This is a genomic window from Halobacillus sp. H74, assembly GCF_052246715.1.
GTDB classification, from domain to species: Bacteria; Bacillota; Bacilli; order Bacillales; family Halobacillaceae; genus Halobacillus; species Halobacillus litoralis_A.
On the sequence record NZ_JBQQCI010000002.1, the window covers coordinates 254,952 to 272,351 of the forward strand.

The 17,400-nt window shown below is 39.1% G+C and carries 18 protein-coding genes; 6 read left to right on the top strand and 12 right to left on the bottom strand.

Annotation, left to right across the window (positions count from 1 at the left end; all coding sequences use genetic code 11):
- Positions 1-89: 89 nt before the first annotated feature.
- The 4 genes from ACTWPX_RS04490 to ACTWPX_RS04505 all read left to right on the top strand — a co-directional run bounded on the left by ACTWPX_RS04490 (position 90) and on the right by ACTWPX_RS04505 (position 6,206).
- Entirely contained in the window at positions 90-1,622 is a 1,533-nt protein-coding gene (locus tag ACTWPX_RS04490) for a flotillin family protein (RefSeq protein WP_443118675.1), read from the top strand.
- Positions 1,623-1,948: 326 nt separating this feature from the next.
- Positions 1,949-3,097, top strand: a complete 1,149-nt coding sequence (locus ACTWPX_RS04495) for an NAD-dependent epimerase/dehydratase family protein (RefSeq protein ID WP_443118676.1) — start codon at positions 1,949-1,951, stop codon at positions 3,095-3,097.
- Positions 3,098-3,110: 13 nt separating this feature from the next.
- Entirely contained in the window at positions 3,111-4,274 is a 1,164-nt protein-coding gene (locus ACTWPX_RS04500) for a glycosyltransferase family 4 protein (RefSeq protein ID WP_443118992.1), read from the top strand.
- Between the two features lie 1,386 nt (positions 4,275-5,660).
- Entirely contained in the window at positions 5,661-6,206 is a 546-nt protein-coding gene (locus ACTWPX_RS04505; RefSeq protein ID WP_443118677.1) for a hypothetical protein, read from the top strand.
- Between the two features lie 18 nt (positions 6,207-6,224).
- Here the strand turns inward: ACTWPX_RS04505 and ACTWPX_RS04510 are convergent, their stop codons facing one another.
- Positions 6,225-7,157: an exonuclease domain-containing protein gene (locus ACTWPX_RS04510; RefSeq protein WP_443118678.1), complete on the bottom strand. Its 933-nt coding sequence runs from the start codon at positions 7,155-7,157 to the stop codon at positions 6,225-6,227.
- 371 nt (positions 7,158-7,528) lie between these two features.
- Positions 7,529-8,464 carry a DMT family transporter gene (locus ACTWPX_RS04515; RefSeq protein ID WP_443118679.1) on the bottom strand — a complete coding sequence of 312 codons (936 nt, stop codon included), beginning with the start codon at positions 8,462-8,464 and terminating at the stop codon, positions 7,529-7,531.
- A gap of 116 nt (positions 8,465-8,580) precedes the next feature.
- Here ACTWPX_RS04515 and ACTWPX_RS04520 point away from each other — a divergent pair, with 116 nt between their 5' ends.
- On the top strand, positions 8,581-8,916 hold the full coding sequence (locus ACTWPX_RS04520) for a DUF3889 domain-containing protein (RefSeq protein WP_128522635.1): 336 nt from the start codon (positions 8,581-8,583) through the stop codon (positions 8,914-8,916).
- 39 nt (positions 8,917-8,955) lie between these two features.
- On the opposite strand, the gene ACTWPX_RS04525 is transcribed toward ACTWPX_RS04520, so the two are convergent.
- From ACTWPX_RS04525 to msrB, 4 genes are all read right to left on the bottom strand, one after another.
- Positions 8,956-9,510, bottom strand: coding sequence for a nitroreductase family protein (locus tag ACTWPX_RS04525; protein WP_443118680.1), 555 nt, complete (start codon positions 9,508-9,510; stop codon positions 8,956-8,958).
- 74 nt (positions 9,511-9,584) lie between these two features.
- Positions 9,585-10,055, bottom strand: coding sequence for a GNAT family N-acetyltransferase (locus ACTWPX_RS04530; protein WP_443118681.1), 471 nt, complete (start codon positions 10,053-10,055; stop codon positions 9,585-9,587).
- 131 nt (positions 10,056-10,186) lie between these two features.
- On the bottom strand, positions 10,187-11,158 hold the full coding sequence (locus tag ACTWPX_RS04535; protein WP_443118682.1) for an ABC transporter substrate-binding protein: 972 nt from the start codon (positions 11,156-11,158) through the stop codon (positions 10,187-10,189).
- A gap of 164 nt (positions 11,159-11,322) precedes the next feature.
- Positions 11,323-11,892, bottom strand: coding sequence for a peptide-methionine (R)-S-oxide reductase MsrB (gene msrB / locus ACTWPX_RS04540; RefSeq protein ID WP_443118683.1), 570 nt, complete (start codon positions 11,890-11,892; stop codon positions 11,323-11,325).
- A gap of 144 nt (positions 11,893-12,036) precedes the next feature.
- On the opposite strand from msrB, the gene ACTWPX_RS04545 reads away from it, so the two are divergent.
- Positions 12,037-12,498 (top strand): YusW family protein, encoded by a 462-nt coding sequence (locus ACTWPX_RS04545; protein ID WP_443118684.1) that lies wholly within the window; start codon positions 12,037-12,039, stop codon positions 12,496-12,498.
- A 93-nt stretch (positions 12,499-12,591) separates the two neighbouring features.
- Here ACTWPX_RS04545 and ACTWPX_RS04550 read toward each other — a convergent pair whose 3' ends face one another.
- The 6 genes from ACTWPX_RS04550 to ACTWPX_RS04575 all read right to left on the bottom strand — a co-directional run bounded on the left by ACTWPX_RS04550 (position 12,592) and on the right by ACTWPX_RS04575 (position 17,240).
- Positions 12,592-13,464 carry a CvfB family protein gene (locus tag ACTWPX_RS04550; protein ID WP_443118685.1) on the bottom strand — a complete coding sequence of 291 codons (873 nt, stop codon included), beginning with the start codon at positions 13,462-13,464 and terminating at the stop codon, positions 12,592-12,594.
- Between the two features lie 118 nt (positions 13,465-13,582).
- Entirely contained in the window at positions 13,583-13,669 is an 87-nt protein-coding gene (locus tag ACTWPX_RS04555) for a YjcZ family sporulation protein (protein ID WP_008640034.1), read from the bottom strand.
- A 91-nt stretch (positions 13,670-13,760) separates the two neighbouring features.
- Positions 13,761-14,753: an LLM class flavin-dependent oxidoreductase gene (locus tag ACTWPX_RS04560; protein ID WP_443118686.1), complete on the bottom strand. Its 993-nt coding sequence runs from the start codon at positions 14,751-14,753 to the stop codon at positions 13,761-13,763.
- 18 nt (positions 14,754-14,771) lie between these two features.
- Positions 14,772-15,152 (bottom strand): PadR family transcriptional regulator, encoded by a 381-nt coding sequence (locus ACTWPX_RS04565; RefSeq protein ID WP_128522628.1) that lies wholly within the window; start codon positions 15,150-15,152, stop codon positions 14,772-14,774.
- A 146-nt stretch (positions 15,153-15,298) separates the two neighbouring features.
- Positions 15,299-16,291 carry a zinc-binding dehydrogenase gene (locus tag ACTWPX_RS04570; protein ID WP_443118687.1) on the bottom strand — a complete coding sequence of 331 codons (993 nt, stop codon included), beginning with the start codon at positions 16,289-16,291 and terminating at the stop codon, positions 15,299-15,301.
- 160 nt (positions 16,292-16,451) lie between these two features.
- Complete coding sequence (locus tag ACTWPX_RS04575; RefSeq protein ID WP_443118688.1) at positions 16,452-17,240, bottom strand: LysM peptidoglycan-binding domain-containing protein; 789 nt, start codon at positions 17,238-17,240, stop codon at positions 16,452-16,454.
- Positions 17,241-17,400: the final 160 nt, after the last annotated feature.

Below are 17,400 nucleotides of genomic sequence, written 5' to 3' on the forward strand. Positions count from 1 at the left end.
ATCAAGTGAAACTTCTATAAGGTGGAAATCGTTATGGTATATAACACCTTTTATTACAAAAACAGGAGAAGAGAAAAGGAGTGAAGGATATGTTTGAAGGCGCCTTGTTTTTATTGATCCTGGGAGTGATCGGAGTTGTTGCTCTGGTCGGTGGTATCATCACCTTCATTATTTTCCGCTTGCGCTACAAAACGGCAAGCTCAAATGAAGCTCTCATCGTAACCGGGCCGAAATTAGGCGACCCGGAACGTGAGAAGAACGTATTTGAAGATGACAATGGCAGGTCTGTGAAAATCATTAGAGGTGGCGGATATCGGCTTCGTATGTTCCAAACCGTTACACCGATTGATCTGACTTCATTTCAACTGCAAGTCAATTCGGAAAAAGCTTATACGAAAGAAGGAATTCCTGTAAGCGTGGTTAGTACGGCCGTCATCAGTATCGGCAGTGAACTTGAAATCATGGCGAATTTCGCAGAGAAGTTCTTAGGTAAAAAGCAGAAGGAAAGAGAATCAGAATTGAAAGATGTCTTAAATGGACATTTACGTTCCATTATCGCTTCTCTTCCCATTGAAAAGATTTATAACGATTTCAAAGAAGTCAATACACAGGTGAAGAAAATCGCTGAATCAGATCTCAAAGGGATGGGATTTGAAATCACATCATTCGCTTTGAACGATGTGGAAGATGTTGACGTGGAGAACGGGTATATCGATGCATTAGGACGCCCTCATATTGCTGAAGTACAAAAGAAAGCGAATATGGCAGAATCAGATGCAACGAAAGAAACTAAAATCTATCAGGCGAAAAACGACCAGGAAGCACAAGATGAAGAAAATAGGCGTTTGACTGCTGTAGCAGAATCGACGAAAGAAAAAGATATCAAAGAAGCGGAGTTCCAGAAAGATACGAACCGTGCTAGAGCAAACGCAGAGCAAGCCGGAGAACTTGAGCGCCAAAAACTAGCCCAGCAAATCAAAGAAGAAGAGTTGAAAGTCGAGTATATCGAGAAACAACGAGGCGTAGAACTTGAAGAAGAAGAGAATAAACGCCGTCGTTCAATTGCAGATGCTGAAGCTTACGAGGTAACGAAACGTGCCCAGGCGGAAGCGGATAACGAAAGAATCAAAGGTGAATCAGAAGCGGAAGTCATCCGACAACGAGGAATAGCAGAAGCAGAATCCAAAGAACGGATGGCCAAGGCTATGGAACATTATGGCGAAGCAGCCATAATGGAAATGTTAATTAAAGTATTGCCTGAATACGCAGAGAAAGTCTCCGCACCCATCAGTCAAATCAAAGATATGAAAGTGATTGATATGGGTGGGGCCGATTCACGCGGTGGATCCTCTAAAGTAGCGAACAGCGTCACATCTACAATGCTCGGCATTCAAGAATCCTTAAAAGAAACCACGGGAATGGATCTGAAAGCAATGCTCGAGAGCTATGTATCCCGCGGAACTGTCAATAATTTCAGTTCTAATGAAATGGAAAACTATCGAGAAACTGCCGCATCCGAGGAACAGTCAAAAGAGGATCAAACAGTTGGACAGAAAGAAGATCGAGCAGAAACACAGACAGAGGAAAATCATGTAGATACACAAACGAAGGAAGATTCGTGAACTTATCCATGACTCAGGTCCAATGAAACATGCAAAGCCTAAGGGCTTTGCATGTTTTTTTGTGAAAATGTTTAGAAACATAGTTGCCAGGGGTAATATAAGTCTCAGGTATAGGACGGTGAATGTTTGATTCTTATACATAAAAGCAGTTTAACAATGAATTTATTGTTTCAAAATTGAATTAATGGTAAAGTCAAAAACGTAGAGACAATGACTCCAGGCTAGGGCTCAAATAGAGATGAACATAATATGAGTACCATACCTTTAGTCAAAAGTGTTATTCTATAAAGGGAATACGAAAGCTAGACGTAACTAGGAGGTAGATTATGAGGATTATTGTAGCAGGGGGAGATGGTTTTTGCGGTTGGCCGACTGCATTGTACCTATCCAAACAAGGACATGATGTAACGATCGTAGATAATTTAGTACGGAGAGAATATGACGAAGAACTCCATTCCAATTCCGTTACACCAATCGCTTCATTGGAAGATCGTGTAGCGAAATGGAAAGAAGTTTCAGGCAATGAAATTAAAACCTATATCGGTGATTTGAATCATTACGATTTCTTACGCGAAGTATTTCGCCAAGTAGAGCCTGAAGCATTTGTACACTTTGCTGAACAGCGCTCAGCACCATATTCCATGATCGATCGAGAGCATGCGGTTTATACACAAACAAACAATGTAATGGGGAACTTGAACGTTCTTTATGCCATTAAAGAATTCGCACCAGAATGCCACTTGATAAAACTAGGAACAATGGGTGAATATGGTACACCGAATATTGATATTGAAGAAGGATATATTGAAGTTGAACATAAAGGACGCAAAGATACGCTCCCGTATCCGAAGCAGCCAGGTTCTTTCTATCACCTTTCTAAAGTACATGACAGCCACAATATCATGTTCGCTTGTAAGATCTGGGGAATCCGTGCGACAGATTTGAATCAAGGCATTGTGTATGGTTTACATACAGAAGAGACAAAGCTTGATCCACTACTAGTGAACCGTGTCGATTATGATGGAGTTTTCGGGACAGCTCTTAACCGTTTTATCAACCAGGCAGCTATTGGGCATGATATTACTGTTTATGGTTCAGGATGTCAGACTCGAGCATTCCTGAATATCGAAGATACTGTCCGCTGTGTAGAAATAGCAGCAGAAAACCCAGCTGATAAAGGTGAGTTCCGTGTCTTCAATCAATTCACTGAATGGTTCTCTGTTCAAGATCTTGCTGAACGCGTACAAAAGATCGCAAAAGAAGAAGGTTTTGAAACAGAAGTCAAGAAAATTGAAAATCCTCGAATCGAAAATGAGGACCACTATTACAATGCTGTTAACACGAAGCTGCGCGATTTGGGATTAGAACCTCATTTACTTACGGATGATGTTATCCGTGATATCCTTCGTACAGCAGTTGAAAATAAAGACCGAATTATTCAAGAAAACGTATTGCCGTCAATCACTTGGAAGTAAGGAGTTTTCCGCTTTGAAAATCGCCATCATTACAGAAACATTCCTCCCATCCACAGATGGAGTAGTCACACGATTAAAAGAAGCCATCACATATCTGCGTAAACAAGAGCATGAAGTTGTTGTCATTGCTCCAGATCTTGGTGTGAAGGAGTACGAAGGGGCGGTTGTAGAAGGGGTCAAAACAACGATAATGCCATTTTACAGATCCAAAGAATTTTCCATGCCGCAAAAAAAAGTGAAGGATTTGTTGGAAAAGCACGATCCGGATCTCGTTCATGTAGTCAATCCTGCACTTGTAGGTGTCTCAGGTGTCTATTATGCAGATAAGTTGAATTATCCTTTAATCGCTTCTTATCATACCCATGTGCCAAAGTATCTGGATTATTATCGGCTTTATCCCTTCAAACCTCTTGTTTGGTGGTATTTCCGCAAATTGCACAATTATGCAGACATGAATCTCTGTACATCCAAAGCCATCAAAAAGGAACTGGATGAAAAGAATTTTTACAACGTAAGTGTCTGGGATAGGGGTGTAGCCGTCGATCATTACCATCCCCGCCATAAGAATGCGGAGATGAGAATGCGTCTCTCTGGAGGTAAACCGGAAAATAAACTGTTAGTATTTGTCGGGCGGATGGCTCCAGAAAAAGAGATAGAAAAAATCAAACCTTTATTAGAGGCTAGAGATGATTTATCGTTGGCCATGGTCGGCGACGGACCAGTCAAAGATGACTTAGAGAAGACATTTGCAGGTACGAACACCGTATTTACAGGACTCCTCCATGGAGAGGAGCTCGCCCAAGCCTTTTCTTCATCTGATGCACTGATTTTCCCTTCTGTCACAGAAACGCTAGGCCTTGTTATCCTTGAAGCGATGGCTTCAGGTTTACCGGTTATCGCAGCTAAAAGCGGACCTACGATGGAACAGGTAGAAGACGGAACAAATGGTCTGTTATTCGAGAATGAAAACGTGAATAGTATGATTGAGGCGATCAGTCGCTTAGAAGATGAAGAGTTATACAGTAAATTATGCAAAAATGCCAGGGAAGAAGCAGAAAAGCACAGCTGGCAAAAACCTTCTGAGCAGATTCTTGATTACTACTATGAAACATTAAAGGTTTTTGAAGAGTCACAAACAAAGAGTACAAAAAAATCAAAGGTTAAAGTCACAGAGTAATCCTCTGTGACTTTTCATTTTGAATTCCATTTTTGAAACCATAAGCAAAAACCAGCTTGAAACGTCTTAGCTAATACTTAGTAGCAACTCGAAATATCCAAAAAAACATATTATTACAAGAACAAATGTTCGCACACTGTAATTTTGGCATTTCATCTAAGAAAACCAGTCCCTTTGTAGATTCTCACATGAAACTTAGTAGCAACTCCGAAATACAAAATAAAAAAACATCTTTAAAATGTCTTAAGAACTATCCAAAGCATAGAAGGGGAGCTGTCAGCAATTTACAGCTTATTAATCCATTTTTTTCATCCATTTTGTTGGACACCCAATAAACACGAGAAGTAAAGACAGAATCCCAGGCGTGCTTAAAGTAGAGCATAATATGAATGTCACAGGCAGGTATTTTTTACATCCTGATCAAATAAAGCACTTATGGCATGGATAAGTTGAATAAATTGAAGCAAAACGGTTGAATTAGCGAAAGACAACTTGATAGTTATGTAAACAAGAATGCCATTTAAATATGTTTTGGAAATAAATATACCATGGGGTTTAGTTAGCATCTGGATTGTAATAATCATAAAAAGCATAGAGCGTAAACGAGATGTAAATGAAACTTATTTACATGAATCAGCTTAGGGAGGTATAAAGGAGGTTTAACTCCAGGAGAACGAAGAAATAATTATCGTTAAATTACAAACACTGAAATAATAAGAAACAACAATGAACATTCTAAATACGATTATTTTTATTCTGTCTCACTATCTAGAGTATACTTGTATATTGAGACATAATTTGACTTCATTTTGTGACTCAGTATAATATATATTATGTAAACTAAGATTTAAATTTAAATATATATCCTTATGAGGCTTTATGGTAACTGATCTCCCCTCGTATCTAGCTCACTTTATTTTTCAGCACTTAATCCAACATCAAGTCTTTATGATTCATATCTCAATTATTACATAATCAGGATCGTTAATACTGTCATCTAATTCTAATGGTAATTAGATCGTGGTTTACTAATGGCTGCTAATAAATCCTTTGCTATCTATCTCATGTCATAATTAGAACATATAAGCTGCTCTTAATTGAGTTTCTTCAGCTAACGAACGCTTTTCATCTCTGGCATCTCATTTGTATCTTGTCTATAGTAACTTCTTTTTATGATTTTAAACGAACAAACGTTCTGGGGGTCGGGATTTAAGCACTTTTCCTAAGAATTATTACGACTTTCCTCAAATATGCTTTCCCTTTATCATCTTTTGTTTTTCATAACCACTGCTCGAATTTCTAATCTTCCCTCCCTTTACAACTGAGTTTTAAAAACAATTGCCTTACGATTGAAGAGGTTTATCATATTAAAAAGGATCGATGTAGATGAAAAGGTTTTTATTTGTATTTGTTCTAGGATTACTTCCCTTCTTTTTACGACCAAAAAAAGTGCAAGCGCCTATGATTATGCAACATGACACGACTTGTTACCCTTGCTCGGATATATCCATCCTTCCTGGAGACGTATTATTTTCGCCGATAGGAAGAAAGGAATCACGTTACGTCGGTCATGTGGGTATTGTTACGGAAAATAATGAGGTGGTTCATTCTATTCCAGCTGGTTTAGCTAGGGATTCTGTGGAATTGTATTTCCATAAATTTAAAAGAGTTTCAATATACTCTCCTTTTAACCCCTCTGCAGGTGAGAAAGCCTGTGAGCATTTGGAATACTTATATCGCACTAACAAGCATGCAAAATACCGTATTATGACACCCATTGGCAGCAGGAATAACGAACAATATTGTACGAAAATCATATGGCAGGCCTATTATCATGGAGCAGGTATCAACTTAGGGAAACTTTCTCAAAGATCTAAAGCTGTACACCCAGAGCGCCTAAAAGATCGTCGTCACCTCAGAAAAAAGAAATAATTAAAAAGCTCATCTACATTACATAGATGAGCTTTTTAATTGCTCTAGAAAAACGTCTTCCAAGATTATTTCTATAGGATATCCTTGGCTTAATAAAATTTCTGCTCGTTCAAGTTCACTTGTTTTCTTACCTTGTTTATAGTTTTCATAAGTCGATTCACTTACGACGATAAAGTTCGTGTTGTGTTCTACCGTCGGATGCCACTCTGCCCCTACGTTTACAATCTCCTGGATAGCTTCTTCCCTTTTCAACTGACTTAACTGCCCTGCAAAAACAATTGAAGCAGCATAGTAAGGATGGGAACGATCAAACTCTGTGGTAGCAGCAACAAAAGCTTTTGAAATGTCTTTTTTCGCCTTTTTTCTTTTATTTAAGCGTGCAGGTTCATATCCACCTTCATACATCATGCCATTTGTCGTTCCCGTTTTTTTGACTAAATCTTTGGTATCCGTAGCTGCTAATTCTTTTTTTGAGCTTAATAATATGTGTGCTGCTGCTTTCGCATCTTCAAGTGCATGGTGGTGATCAAATTTAAATCCCAGGTGTTTAGAAACGATATTTAAATTGTATTTGGGGAGACTCCACGTTTTCTTAGAGATATTCACGGTACAATTATAAGCAAGCATCGGATAGGCAAGGTTGTATTGATCAAGGACGGCACGCAATACCCCCATATCGAACTGAGCATTGTGAGCCACAACTAATTTACCTTCAACCAACTGTTTGATTTCTTGATTCCAAAGAACATCAAACTCCTCAGCATCAGAAACATCCTCTTTAGTAATACCATGGACACGAACATTCATGGGAGCGAAATAATTATTATGTGGTTTGACTAATCGATAGTACTCTCTCTTTAAAGCACCGTTTTCATATTCAACTAAACCTATCGAACAGACTGAAGATCTAGCTGAGTTTGCGGTTTCAAAATCGAGGGCTACAAAATTCATGAGAAACTCCTTTTCGTACATTTATATTATAATCATAAATCCCTTCAAGCGTTTCGTCCATAAGAAAGTCTCACTCTCGTGCTGAAAAAAATTTTGACAGGATAAGTCCAACTTTCTTGGAAATTATAACGGAAAAGGGGGCGAACATGATGTCTTTCGATTATGCTCAACTATCTGATGAAAAGCTGGAAAAAATCGAAGAATTGGAAAGGCAATTGAATATAGTATTGATTGCATTCGATTCCAAATATCAACAGTAAGGTACAAAAGCGCAAGCGCCTTGAACAGCCTCGACAAGCTTAAGAACATCCATTATAGGGAAGCGTTCTTCCTTCCCTATAATGGATGTTCTTAAGACCGCGGGAGGCTGATCAGGCGCTTTTTTTTCGATATCGTTTTTGATTTTCCCATAAATGCTGCAGTGCTCCTGTACCTATAAGGACTCCTGCTATAATCAATACAAGTCCTATAATATGTGCGAAGAAAAGAGTCTCCTCTAAAAAAAGAACCGAACCGACCACTGCAAAAAAAGAATTAAAGTTAATGAAAACAGCTGATTCTGATGCTCCCACCTGTTTAATTGCAAAATTATACACCATATGCCCGAAAGCTGTACAAATTAATGCACTGAACAAAAACACCAGGAATAAATGAGTATCCAACAACGCTAAGATTTGACCTGGTTCCCCTTCTAAAAATAAACTTGTAAAGAAAATGAAAAAAGATCCTCCAAGAAGCATATAGCCTGTCAATAATCGCGGATCTAAGTTCGGATTCAATTTACTGATCATGATGAAACTGAATGCCTGTGCTGTAATAGACAGGAAAATCATAAAATCCCCGCTTGAGATACCTGCAAAACCATCCTCACCTGTCAATGTCGTAATAAGCACCCCGGTAAAACCCAATAAAAAGCCAAACGTCTTGAAAACTGTCACCTTTTTACTTAACAAGATTGTAGACAACACCATTGTCAGCAATGGTCCTAATCCGATGATTATTCCTGCATTAACCCCCGATGTATAAAGTAACCCGACTCCCATCAACGCGTGGTGGGCGACCACATTAAATAACGAAATGGATAGTATGGTAAGAAGTTCTTTTTTAGAAGGTAATCTGAATAGTCCCATTATCGACATTATCACCAGAACCCCGATGCCTGCAGTAAATACTCGTACAGATGTGAGCAGAATCGGATCAATATGCGCTACCAGGACCTTAATAGCAGAGACATTAAAGCCCCAAACCAACATAACAAGCATCAATAATATATAAATTCGCTTCACAAAACCACCAAATTTCTTCACGTAAGTATATCCTTTTATTTTATGGGCCAATTCCCTTGCTGTCCAACCTTTTATCCTCTAAGAGAATATTTTCTATAATCATTCAAAGGATAGTAGTAAAGGAAGGAGGTAAGGTGATGAAGTCAAAGCCTATTAAAGGGCTAGTATTCATACTAGTGCTCGTTTTTCTTTCATTATCTTTCAACCACGTGTTTGCCCAGCCGCCTGAATATGCAAAATGGGGTAAAACAGCGGTTGAAGAAACTGTGAAGAAGTACCCGGATTCAGAACTGGTGAATTACGATTACAATGGAAAAGTAATTATTTCCGAAGATCGCTCTCAATATAATTTCAAATTCACCCTGAACACGGCAAATGGACAAAAGAAGGAAGTCCTTGTTTATGTTTTGGTCAATCAAAAAAGCGATCAACTGATTGATGTACATTTTGATGAGTTAGGAAGTCCCAATTGAACAAAAAGAGCACACCCTTTTGAGATGTGCTCTTTTTGTTCAATTTTTAAAAATCGTCAGTTTATCTTCAATTGGTGACCGTTGCTTCGGTTTAGGTTGTTGGTCAAAGAAACCCATGTGAATGAAGCCAACAATCTTCTCTCCTGGTTGGACACCTAATAGTTCACGTACTTGTGGTTCATGAATTTGTGGATTAGTTTTCCACACAACTCCTAACTCCTGCTCCCATGCGAGAAGTTGAAAATTCTGAAGCAGGCAGCTGATAGCTCCGAAGTTTTCTTCCCATTGTTTTTGTCTTGGATCCTCCTTCATGACAGCAATCAAGAATGCAGCTGGCTGACTGAAATAATTTCGGCGGTTTTCCTGCATGTCTCTCGGAAAAGTTTTAACGAGAGACTCTACAAACTGTTCCTTCTCTTCTGTAGGAATGAAAATGAAACGCCAAGGTTCCCTCAAACCATGTGTAGGAGCCCAACGGGCATCCTCTAACAGTTCTGTTATTAATTCTGTAGGTACTTCCTTATCTAAGTAACCACTCTTTACTGAGCGGCGTTCACGAATGATATTAGCTAGATTTGTTTTTGTCTTTTCCATACCTCTCACCTACATTACGTTATTGTGATTACAATGGTAATGATAATCGTTATCAATTGTTGTGTCAAGTGGATTTAAAGGTGTTTGGACATATGGAGATCCGTTGTCGAGAATTTCATTCGTCTGTATAAATGAATAGCACGTTCATTATGCCCGAATACATGTAGAGAAATCTTCTTAACCCCTGTTCCTTTAAGATGTCTTTCAAGAGCAGTTATCGCTTTTTTTCCAAAACCCTTCCCCCTCTCGGGTTCATAAATGACAAAATTATAAATGAACGCTTCCTTTTGGGATTGCTCTGGGTCAAAATGGTACCAAAAATAACCTATATTTATTTTGGCGGCTTGATCGAAAATAGATAAAAAATAGTGGTTATTTGTAGAGAGTCCATCAGGTAACAAATAGCGGAATGTTTCCTCTGATTTTCGCAAAGCATCCCCTTCTGCCCAAGTTCCTGCTTTGACTTTTTCATCAGCATATTCTTTCTTTAGGTTCACCACCTCTTTGTTAAATTCGTCAATTTTCATTTTTTCCAGCATCACCATTATGTAAGCTCCTTTCCACGTATCTTTATTGAAAAATCATAAGATTCATATTTATTCTTACTCTCTATTCATTATATAACAAAGAGCTATCCGTCACATTAACCAGCGTAACGAATAGCCCTTTTTTTCTTCTATTTAAGATTTTCAGCGATTTCCTCTGCTAATTTCTCTGCAGAAAGTGGCCCTGCAAATGTACCCATATCCCCAGGGAGTTTATAGGTTTTCCCCTCCTCTACAAAATCTAAGTTTGTCCATGCAGGATTATTAGCAAGGTTATCAAAAATCGGGTCACCTTCTTGAACCAGGTAAAAGAAATTTGAGTCCTGGTAGTTCTGTAAGGCTTCTACATCTGTTGATATAAATCCATAGATCTCAGGCTCCTCCGTAACCACTGCGTTTTGAATGCCCATTTGATTAAGGACACCCGCAACTACAGAGTTATCTGTGAATAATCTCATCGTGGGAGTATTCTGTGAAGTGAATGCTTGAGTAACGACAGCATTTATCTCATTATCACCAGCAACCTCTTCTCCTAGACTCTTCATCTTCGTCTCCATTAGTTCAATCACATCTTCAGCCTGCTCTTCTTTTTCGAAGATTTCACTCATCGTTGTGAATTCGTTGATAAGGTGTTGGTATTGATCGGTTGATCCCTCTTCAGAATATGGAGAAAACATAAATGTAGGTGCGATATCATTCAGCTGATCCGCAAATCCTTCATGACGGTATTTTGCGCCAATGATTAAATCTGGGTCCAATCGGGAAATCGCTTCAAAATTCGGCTCAGAGCGAGTTCCCACATCTTCAACTTCATCACTGAGCGGTTCGCCTACGTTGACCCATTTGTTATATCCTTCTTTGTCTGCAACTCCAACTGGTTGAATGCCCAGAGGCAGTATATGCTCAACGTAGGACCATTCGAGAACGACAACACGCTCAGGAATCCCCTCGATAGAAACCTCCCCCATACTATCTTCGAATTTCATGGCTTGCTGCGAAGATTCTTCATCTTCAGAAGAACCTTCGCCTTCTGTTGGTTCATCGCTGCATGCTACTAATAAAACTAAAACAAATAGTAAACAGATGCTTTTCCAGCCCTTCATAAACACGCTTCCTTTCTATTTCCTCTCTTCCACTTTGGAAAATATGTATGAATGAGAAGGATTATCATTATCATTAATGAGTATATAGATGCATTCGGTAATTGTCAATGATAATCAATATCAATTAAATAGGATAGAGATTTTATACTCTATCCTTTGACTAATTATTTAATATCTTCTAAAAAAGGACCGTATCCACGCGCTTCCATCTCATCCTTTGGTATGAATTCCATAGCTGCACTGTTCATACAATAACGGAGACCAGTGGGATCGGGGCCATCATTAAAAACATGCCCAAGGTGGCTGTCAGCTCCTTCGCTTCGCACTTCAGTCCTTACACCAAAAATACCTGGATCATCTTTAGTAACGATATTTTCTTCTACAAGCGGCTGTGAGAAGCTCGGCCACCCCGTTCCTGATTTATATTGATCAGCTGTGCTGAACAAAGGCTCACCAGATACAATATCTACATAAATTCCTTTGTCTTTATTATTCCAATACTCATTATTAAACGCTGACTCTGTGCCGTCATTCTGTGTCACATCATATTGAGTTTCCGTCAATAAATTCTTTAAATCTTGATCAGAATATGTTTCCTCTTCTCCATTATACATTTGAACAACCTTCATTTTATTTTCCTTGGAAGCTGCTCCCCAGCCGTTATAATAAGCAAAACCGGCACTTAATCCTAAAATAATGATGATACTTAGGGTCCATATAATAATTTTTTTCACTTAACAACCTCCTTGAACGGATTCCCTCATATCTTAATTTTATCATCTTGATAAACGATAAAATATTCTAATGTTTCTAATTAGCCAATGTTATGAAATGGTTTTTTTTTGGCTATCCTAGAGACATCGAATGGAGGGATGAATATGATCAGATCTGGCATACTTACTTTTGTTTTCTTTTGTATATTGATCGCAGCTGGTTGTGGAGGCACGAATAATAAAGATGAAGCTATGGATACCCAAAAGCTGACGAATATTGAAAACATTGCTTTTGATACTCAACAGACTGCACCAAGCGCTTTTAGGTTTACAAAGTTTGATATGGAAGTGGATTATGTAGATACCCTTTCCTATGGAATTGACTATGAGCATGAAAATCAGCAGACGAAGGCAGTTATTCATGAAATCGGAGAAGAAAGAATAAGTGGTGAAGAAGCTTTGGACCAGCTTACCCCCCACTTTCAGGAAATGAGTTTTGATGAAAACACTCCAGAAGATGAGGTCATTGAAGAAGTTTTAAATATATTAGGGTTAGATCAAACATTCAAAGAATTTAAATTAGAAGTGGTTTTCAGCAATGGTGTTAATAAAGAATATGAAAGTTAGCATAAAAAAACAAGCTTCCTGGCTGAAAAACGGCTGCCACTTAGAAGCTTGTTTTTTATTTTTTGTTCGGAGTTGCTACTTAGTTGGAAGTAATTAGTGTTTGATGGAAGTTTTTCCTTCAGTTTGTTCGACTTTATCTTCTTTCATCAGTTGACCTAAGGCTCTTTTAAAGGCGGATTTACTGATATTGAACGTATTTCTGATAGCTTCTGGATCACTTTTATCGTGAAAAGGCATCACGCCGTCATTTTCTACTAAATAATCATAAATGACTTCAGCATCTTCTTTCATTCCTTCTTTCTTCAATGGACGGAGAGAAAGGTTGATGGTTCCATCCTCTTTGACATTTATGACCCTGGCAGTCACGGTTTCTCCCAAACGCGGTTCCTCTTTTCTTTCGCTTGGATGGATAAATCCTCTATATCCTTCTCCTGTCAGGACAGTTGTCCCTGCTTTGATGGCACGATATACTCTGGCAGTCACTTCCTGGTGAAGCAGATTTTCCGGAGCTTGTTCTAAATCATCCATGACTTCTTGTTCTGAGATAGGCTCTGCCAGTAAACGTCCTTTTTTATCAATTTCTAGACTTACAAATAAATGGTCGCCCTCTTTTGGCCAGACGGATTTCCACAAAGGCAGGTGGTCGTTTGATACGAGAATGTCTTTATCGCGTAAACCGATGTCGACGAATGCTCCCATATTCGGAACCACTTCAACTACATTTGCCCAACCATATGAATCCCTGGTGATTTCAGGGATGTTCAAGGTAGCAGAGACTCGTCCTTTTTTATCGGAATAAATGAAAAGGTCTAAGGTGTCATTTAATTCTAGCTCACTGTCTATTTCTGCAATTTCTTCATCCGGCAAATGGATTTCTTGATTGTTCGCTGAAACTACAAAGCCTTCAGTGATTTTTTTCAAAACGGTACACTTTTGGACTGTACCTAGCATATTTACATCTGACATACATATTCCATCCTTTTTTGAAACGTAATGTTACTTATTATAGCTTACCCATCGTCATTTTAAAATGGTCTGGTTTATGTAAATAGAAAAAGCGTGGCAGTTGCCACACTTTTAACTATTAATACCACCAAGAAGCTCCTACAATAATCAGGAGAATAAACAAAACAACGATTAGCGCAAAGCCTCCACCATATCCTTTACTCATTCCAATCCCCCCCTTTACTTTTATATATGTTGAACCAGGGTGAACTGTATGGGTGAAAGGAGGAGATTCATCAATGATTAGGCACTTGTAACTAGGTGAATAACTTTGCAACCCTTTCGTAGCTTTTCAATTTCTCGGTGAAGTTGAAAATATTAGTTATGATAAGGAATTCATCTGTACCGTATAAATCGGCCAGGCGAATCAATTCATTCTTCACCTTGGTTGGGCCCCCTATGATGCAGCGCCTCCGATTCTGGTGAATTTTATTAATTTCTTCTTTCGTATATGGATATTCTTTCGCTTCTTCTATCGATGGGACTCGAGTCTCTATGCCTTTTTCAACTTGAAGCAACCATAAATCTTGACTCAAAGCCAGTTCTTCTGCCTCTTCTTCTGTGTCTGCGCAAATTACAAAAATGCACACATTTACTCTCGGATTGTCTGCTTCCTTTAAGGGCTTGAATTTTTCCCGATAAACATGGATCGCTTCTCTTCCTTGATCCGGATTAATAAAATGTCCAAGAGTGAAGCCGGTGCCATTCACTGCTGCATGTTTTGCACCACGTGCTGTTAACCCCAAAACCCACAACTCCGGCTGATTACTGGTATATGGTCTTGCACTCACTCCAAAATACCTGTCACCTTTTGGAACGGCCCCGTTGAGAAATTGTTGGAGTTCTTTCACTTGTCTTGAAAAAGAACTTAGTGACTTTTCAAGTCCATCTGTAAGAGCAAGCTGTGTTTTCTTCCCCCCTCCAGGAGACCGGCCAAGGCCCAGGTCGATGCGTCCAGGATAGAAGGCTTCCAGCATACGAAAGTTTTCGGCAACTTTTAACGGGCTGTATTGAGGTAATAAAACTCCGCCTGATCCCACACGTATTCGATTTGTTGCAGCAGCGATCTGACCGATTAATATTTCAGGTGATGTACTCGCAAGTCCGTTCGTGCTATGATGTTCTGCTACCCAATAACGATGATAGCCAGATTTTTCAGTGGATTGAGCCAGGCTGATCGTTTGATGAAGCGCTTCTGTTGCTGTTTGTCCTTTGGAAATTGGGCTCTGGTCTAATACGCTGAGTTTCAACTAAGTACATCCTTTCTATTACCGGTACACATCATTCATGATTTGTTTCAATATTTGCATCTGTTCTTCGAAAAGTAATTTATAACGCTTTTTCAAAACATCAAATTCTTCTTTACCCTCGTCTGTAAGGGAGTACCAGTATACTTTTTGTCTCTTTTTATCATGTGACTTGTAATCTTCTTTTCGATATAATAACCCTTGTTCTGACATTTCATGCAAAGTGTCTAATAGTGTGGAAGGTGCTGGAACCCAGTTGTTTGTCAACTTTTTGAACTCTGATTTGAAGTGTTCACTGATCATCGGCTGATGTACTTGTAACAAATGCATTATATAAAACTTTGTAAATTGGGCGGCACTCATATTCAAGGCAAAACGCTTCGGGTTATTTTTGTGAGACAAAAAATCCACCTCCTATGAAAATAGTTGCTACTCCTATTTTACAATAAAAGGTGGTTGATTTGTCTAATCATACGCACATTCGTTCGGTTTATGGATTTGTTTTATTTTTAGTTCGGAGTTGCTACTAAGTTTTAAGAGAGAGACGCTTACAGTTGAAGACCTATTTTCCCGAAATTTTTTGTGTCTCTTAAATATTCGAATGCCCGCTGATAATCTTCCATCGGGAAAACCTTGTCCAACTGAGGGTGAATCTGCTTTTCGGTCACAAATGTCAGCATCTCACGGAATTCCTCGGCACTCCCCATCGTCGATCCTAGTAGATTGTATTGACCGTAGAAGAACTTACGGATATTGATGCTCACCTCATCTTCAGTCGTCGCACCAAATGTGACAACGGTTCCGCCTTTTCTGACAATACCTAATGATTTATTGAATGTAGCCTGCCCGATGCTTTCGACTACGATATCCACCTTTTCTTCAGCCAATTCGTCTGTCCAATCACTCTCTGTGGAAATAGCCAGATCCGCTCCTAACTGCAAAGCTTCCTCCTGTTTTTCTTTTGATCTGGAAGTAACGATTACACGTGCCCCAATCGCTTTAGCGAATTTCAAAGCATATGTTAAAACACCGCTTCCAATTCCAGGTAACAGGACTGTTTGATCGGCTTGCAAGTTCCCTCTTGTCATCAATGCTCGATAAGCAGTGAGAGCAGCCAATGGCAGAACTCCCGCTTCCTCGAAAGTTAAATGCTCTGGCATTGTTTCTACATGATCTTCTGTACAGGTATAGTATTCTGCAAACGTACCATGATCGGGAAGACCGACGATTTCAAATCCTTCTGGAGGAGCATCCGACTTTTGCTGCCACCCTAATCCTGGATTTGCGACTACCTTATCCCCCACACGGAACTTAGTGACTTCATTTCCGACAGCTTCCACAACACCTGCGGCATCAGATCCAGGTATCAAAGCTGGATCTTCAGCTTTGTGTCTTTTAGTCACAACCGCTAAATCTCTTCTGTTCATCCCCGCTGTATGTACTTTGATATTCACTTCTCTGGATTTCAACGTTGGTGAATCCATATCCTTAAGATGTAAACCCTCTAATCCAGTTTTCCCTTCATGTACAATCGCTTTCATGTATAGCTCCCCTTTCGTTAGTCAATGTGAGTATAGTCTATCAATAAGTATCTCCATGTCAAAGCAATAAACATCCAAATTAAAAACCCCTTCTGAAAATTCATTCAGTAAGGGGTTTGATAAGTAAAGTATAAAAGCATTCTCTTATAAAGATATGCTATCAGTCAGCTAACACTTGTACTTTTACAGATTTTCTACCAAAGTTCAATGCGTCCTCACGATTAGGCATGAATACATCAATACGGTTTCCGTTAATAGCTCCGCCTGTATCTCCTGCAATCGCAACACCATATCCTTCTACGTGAACTTTAGATCCTAATGGAATGACGTTCGGATCTACCGCTATCACTTTTTGATCAGGGTTTGCATTCAAATCAATTCCTGTTGCTGTTACTCCACTGCACCCTGTGCAGTTAGCTGTGTAAGCTGTAGCTTCTGCGGTGAACTCTTTCACAACATCATTGCCTGTATCTTGTGTAGTGCTTGTTTGTGTAGCTGTGGACGTATTGGAACTGCTGTTTGAACTGCTGCTGTTACTTGATGGTGCAGAAGTTTTTGCTGCTTGTCCATCTACTTTGAACTGATCGCCAGGGTGGATGAGGGTAGAAGATAGGTTATTCCACGCCATCAATTGATCCACTGTAATATTGAATTTTTGTGAAATGGCGTACAACGTATCTCCGGATTTCACTGTATAAGTGGAATTGTTCGAAGATTTAGTAGTAGTAGTTGCTGTTTCATTGTTTACAGTTAATGATTGACTCGGGTAAATCAAGTTGGAATTTAAATCGTTCCAGGACTTCAAATCACTTACAGATACATCATACTTTTGGGAAATGCTCCAAAGTGTATCACCTTTATTGATCTTATATTCTTCAGCACTCACAGTTGTTGCTAATACTCCTGTTAATGCCACGGTCGCTGCAACAGAAAATACAGTTTTTTTCATAAAATTCTGCCTCCTCTTGATTGGTTGATCACTATTTTCAATAAGGTGATCATGTCACAATTACAAGATTACCAGAATTTCAGTAGAAATTAAGAACAAACAAGCAACAGTTTGATTTCAAAATTAACATCCATATGTCACAGACATTACAAAAAGAGCA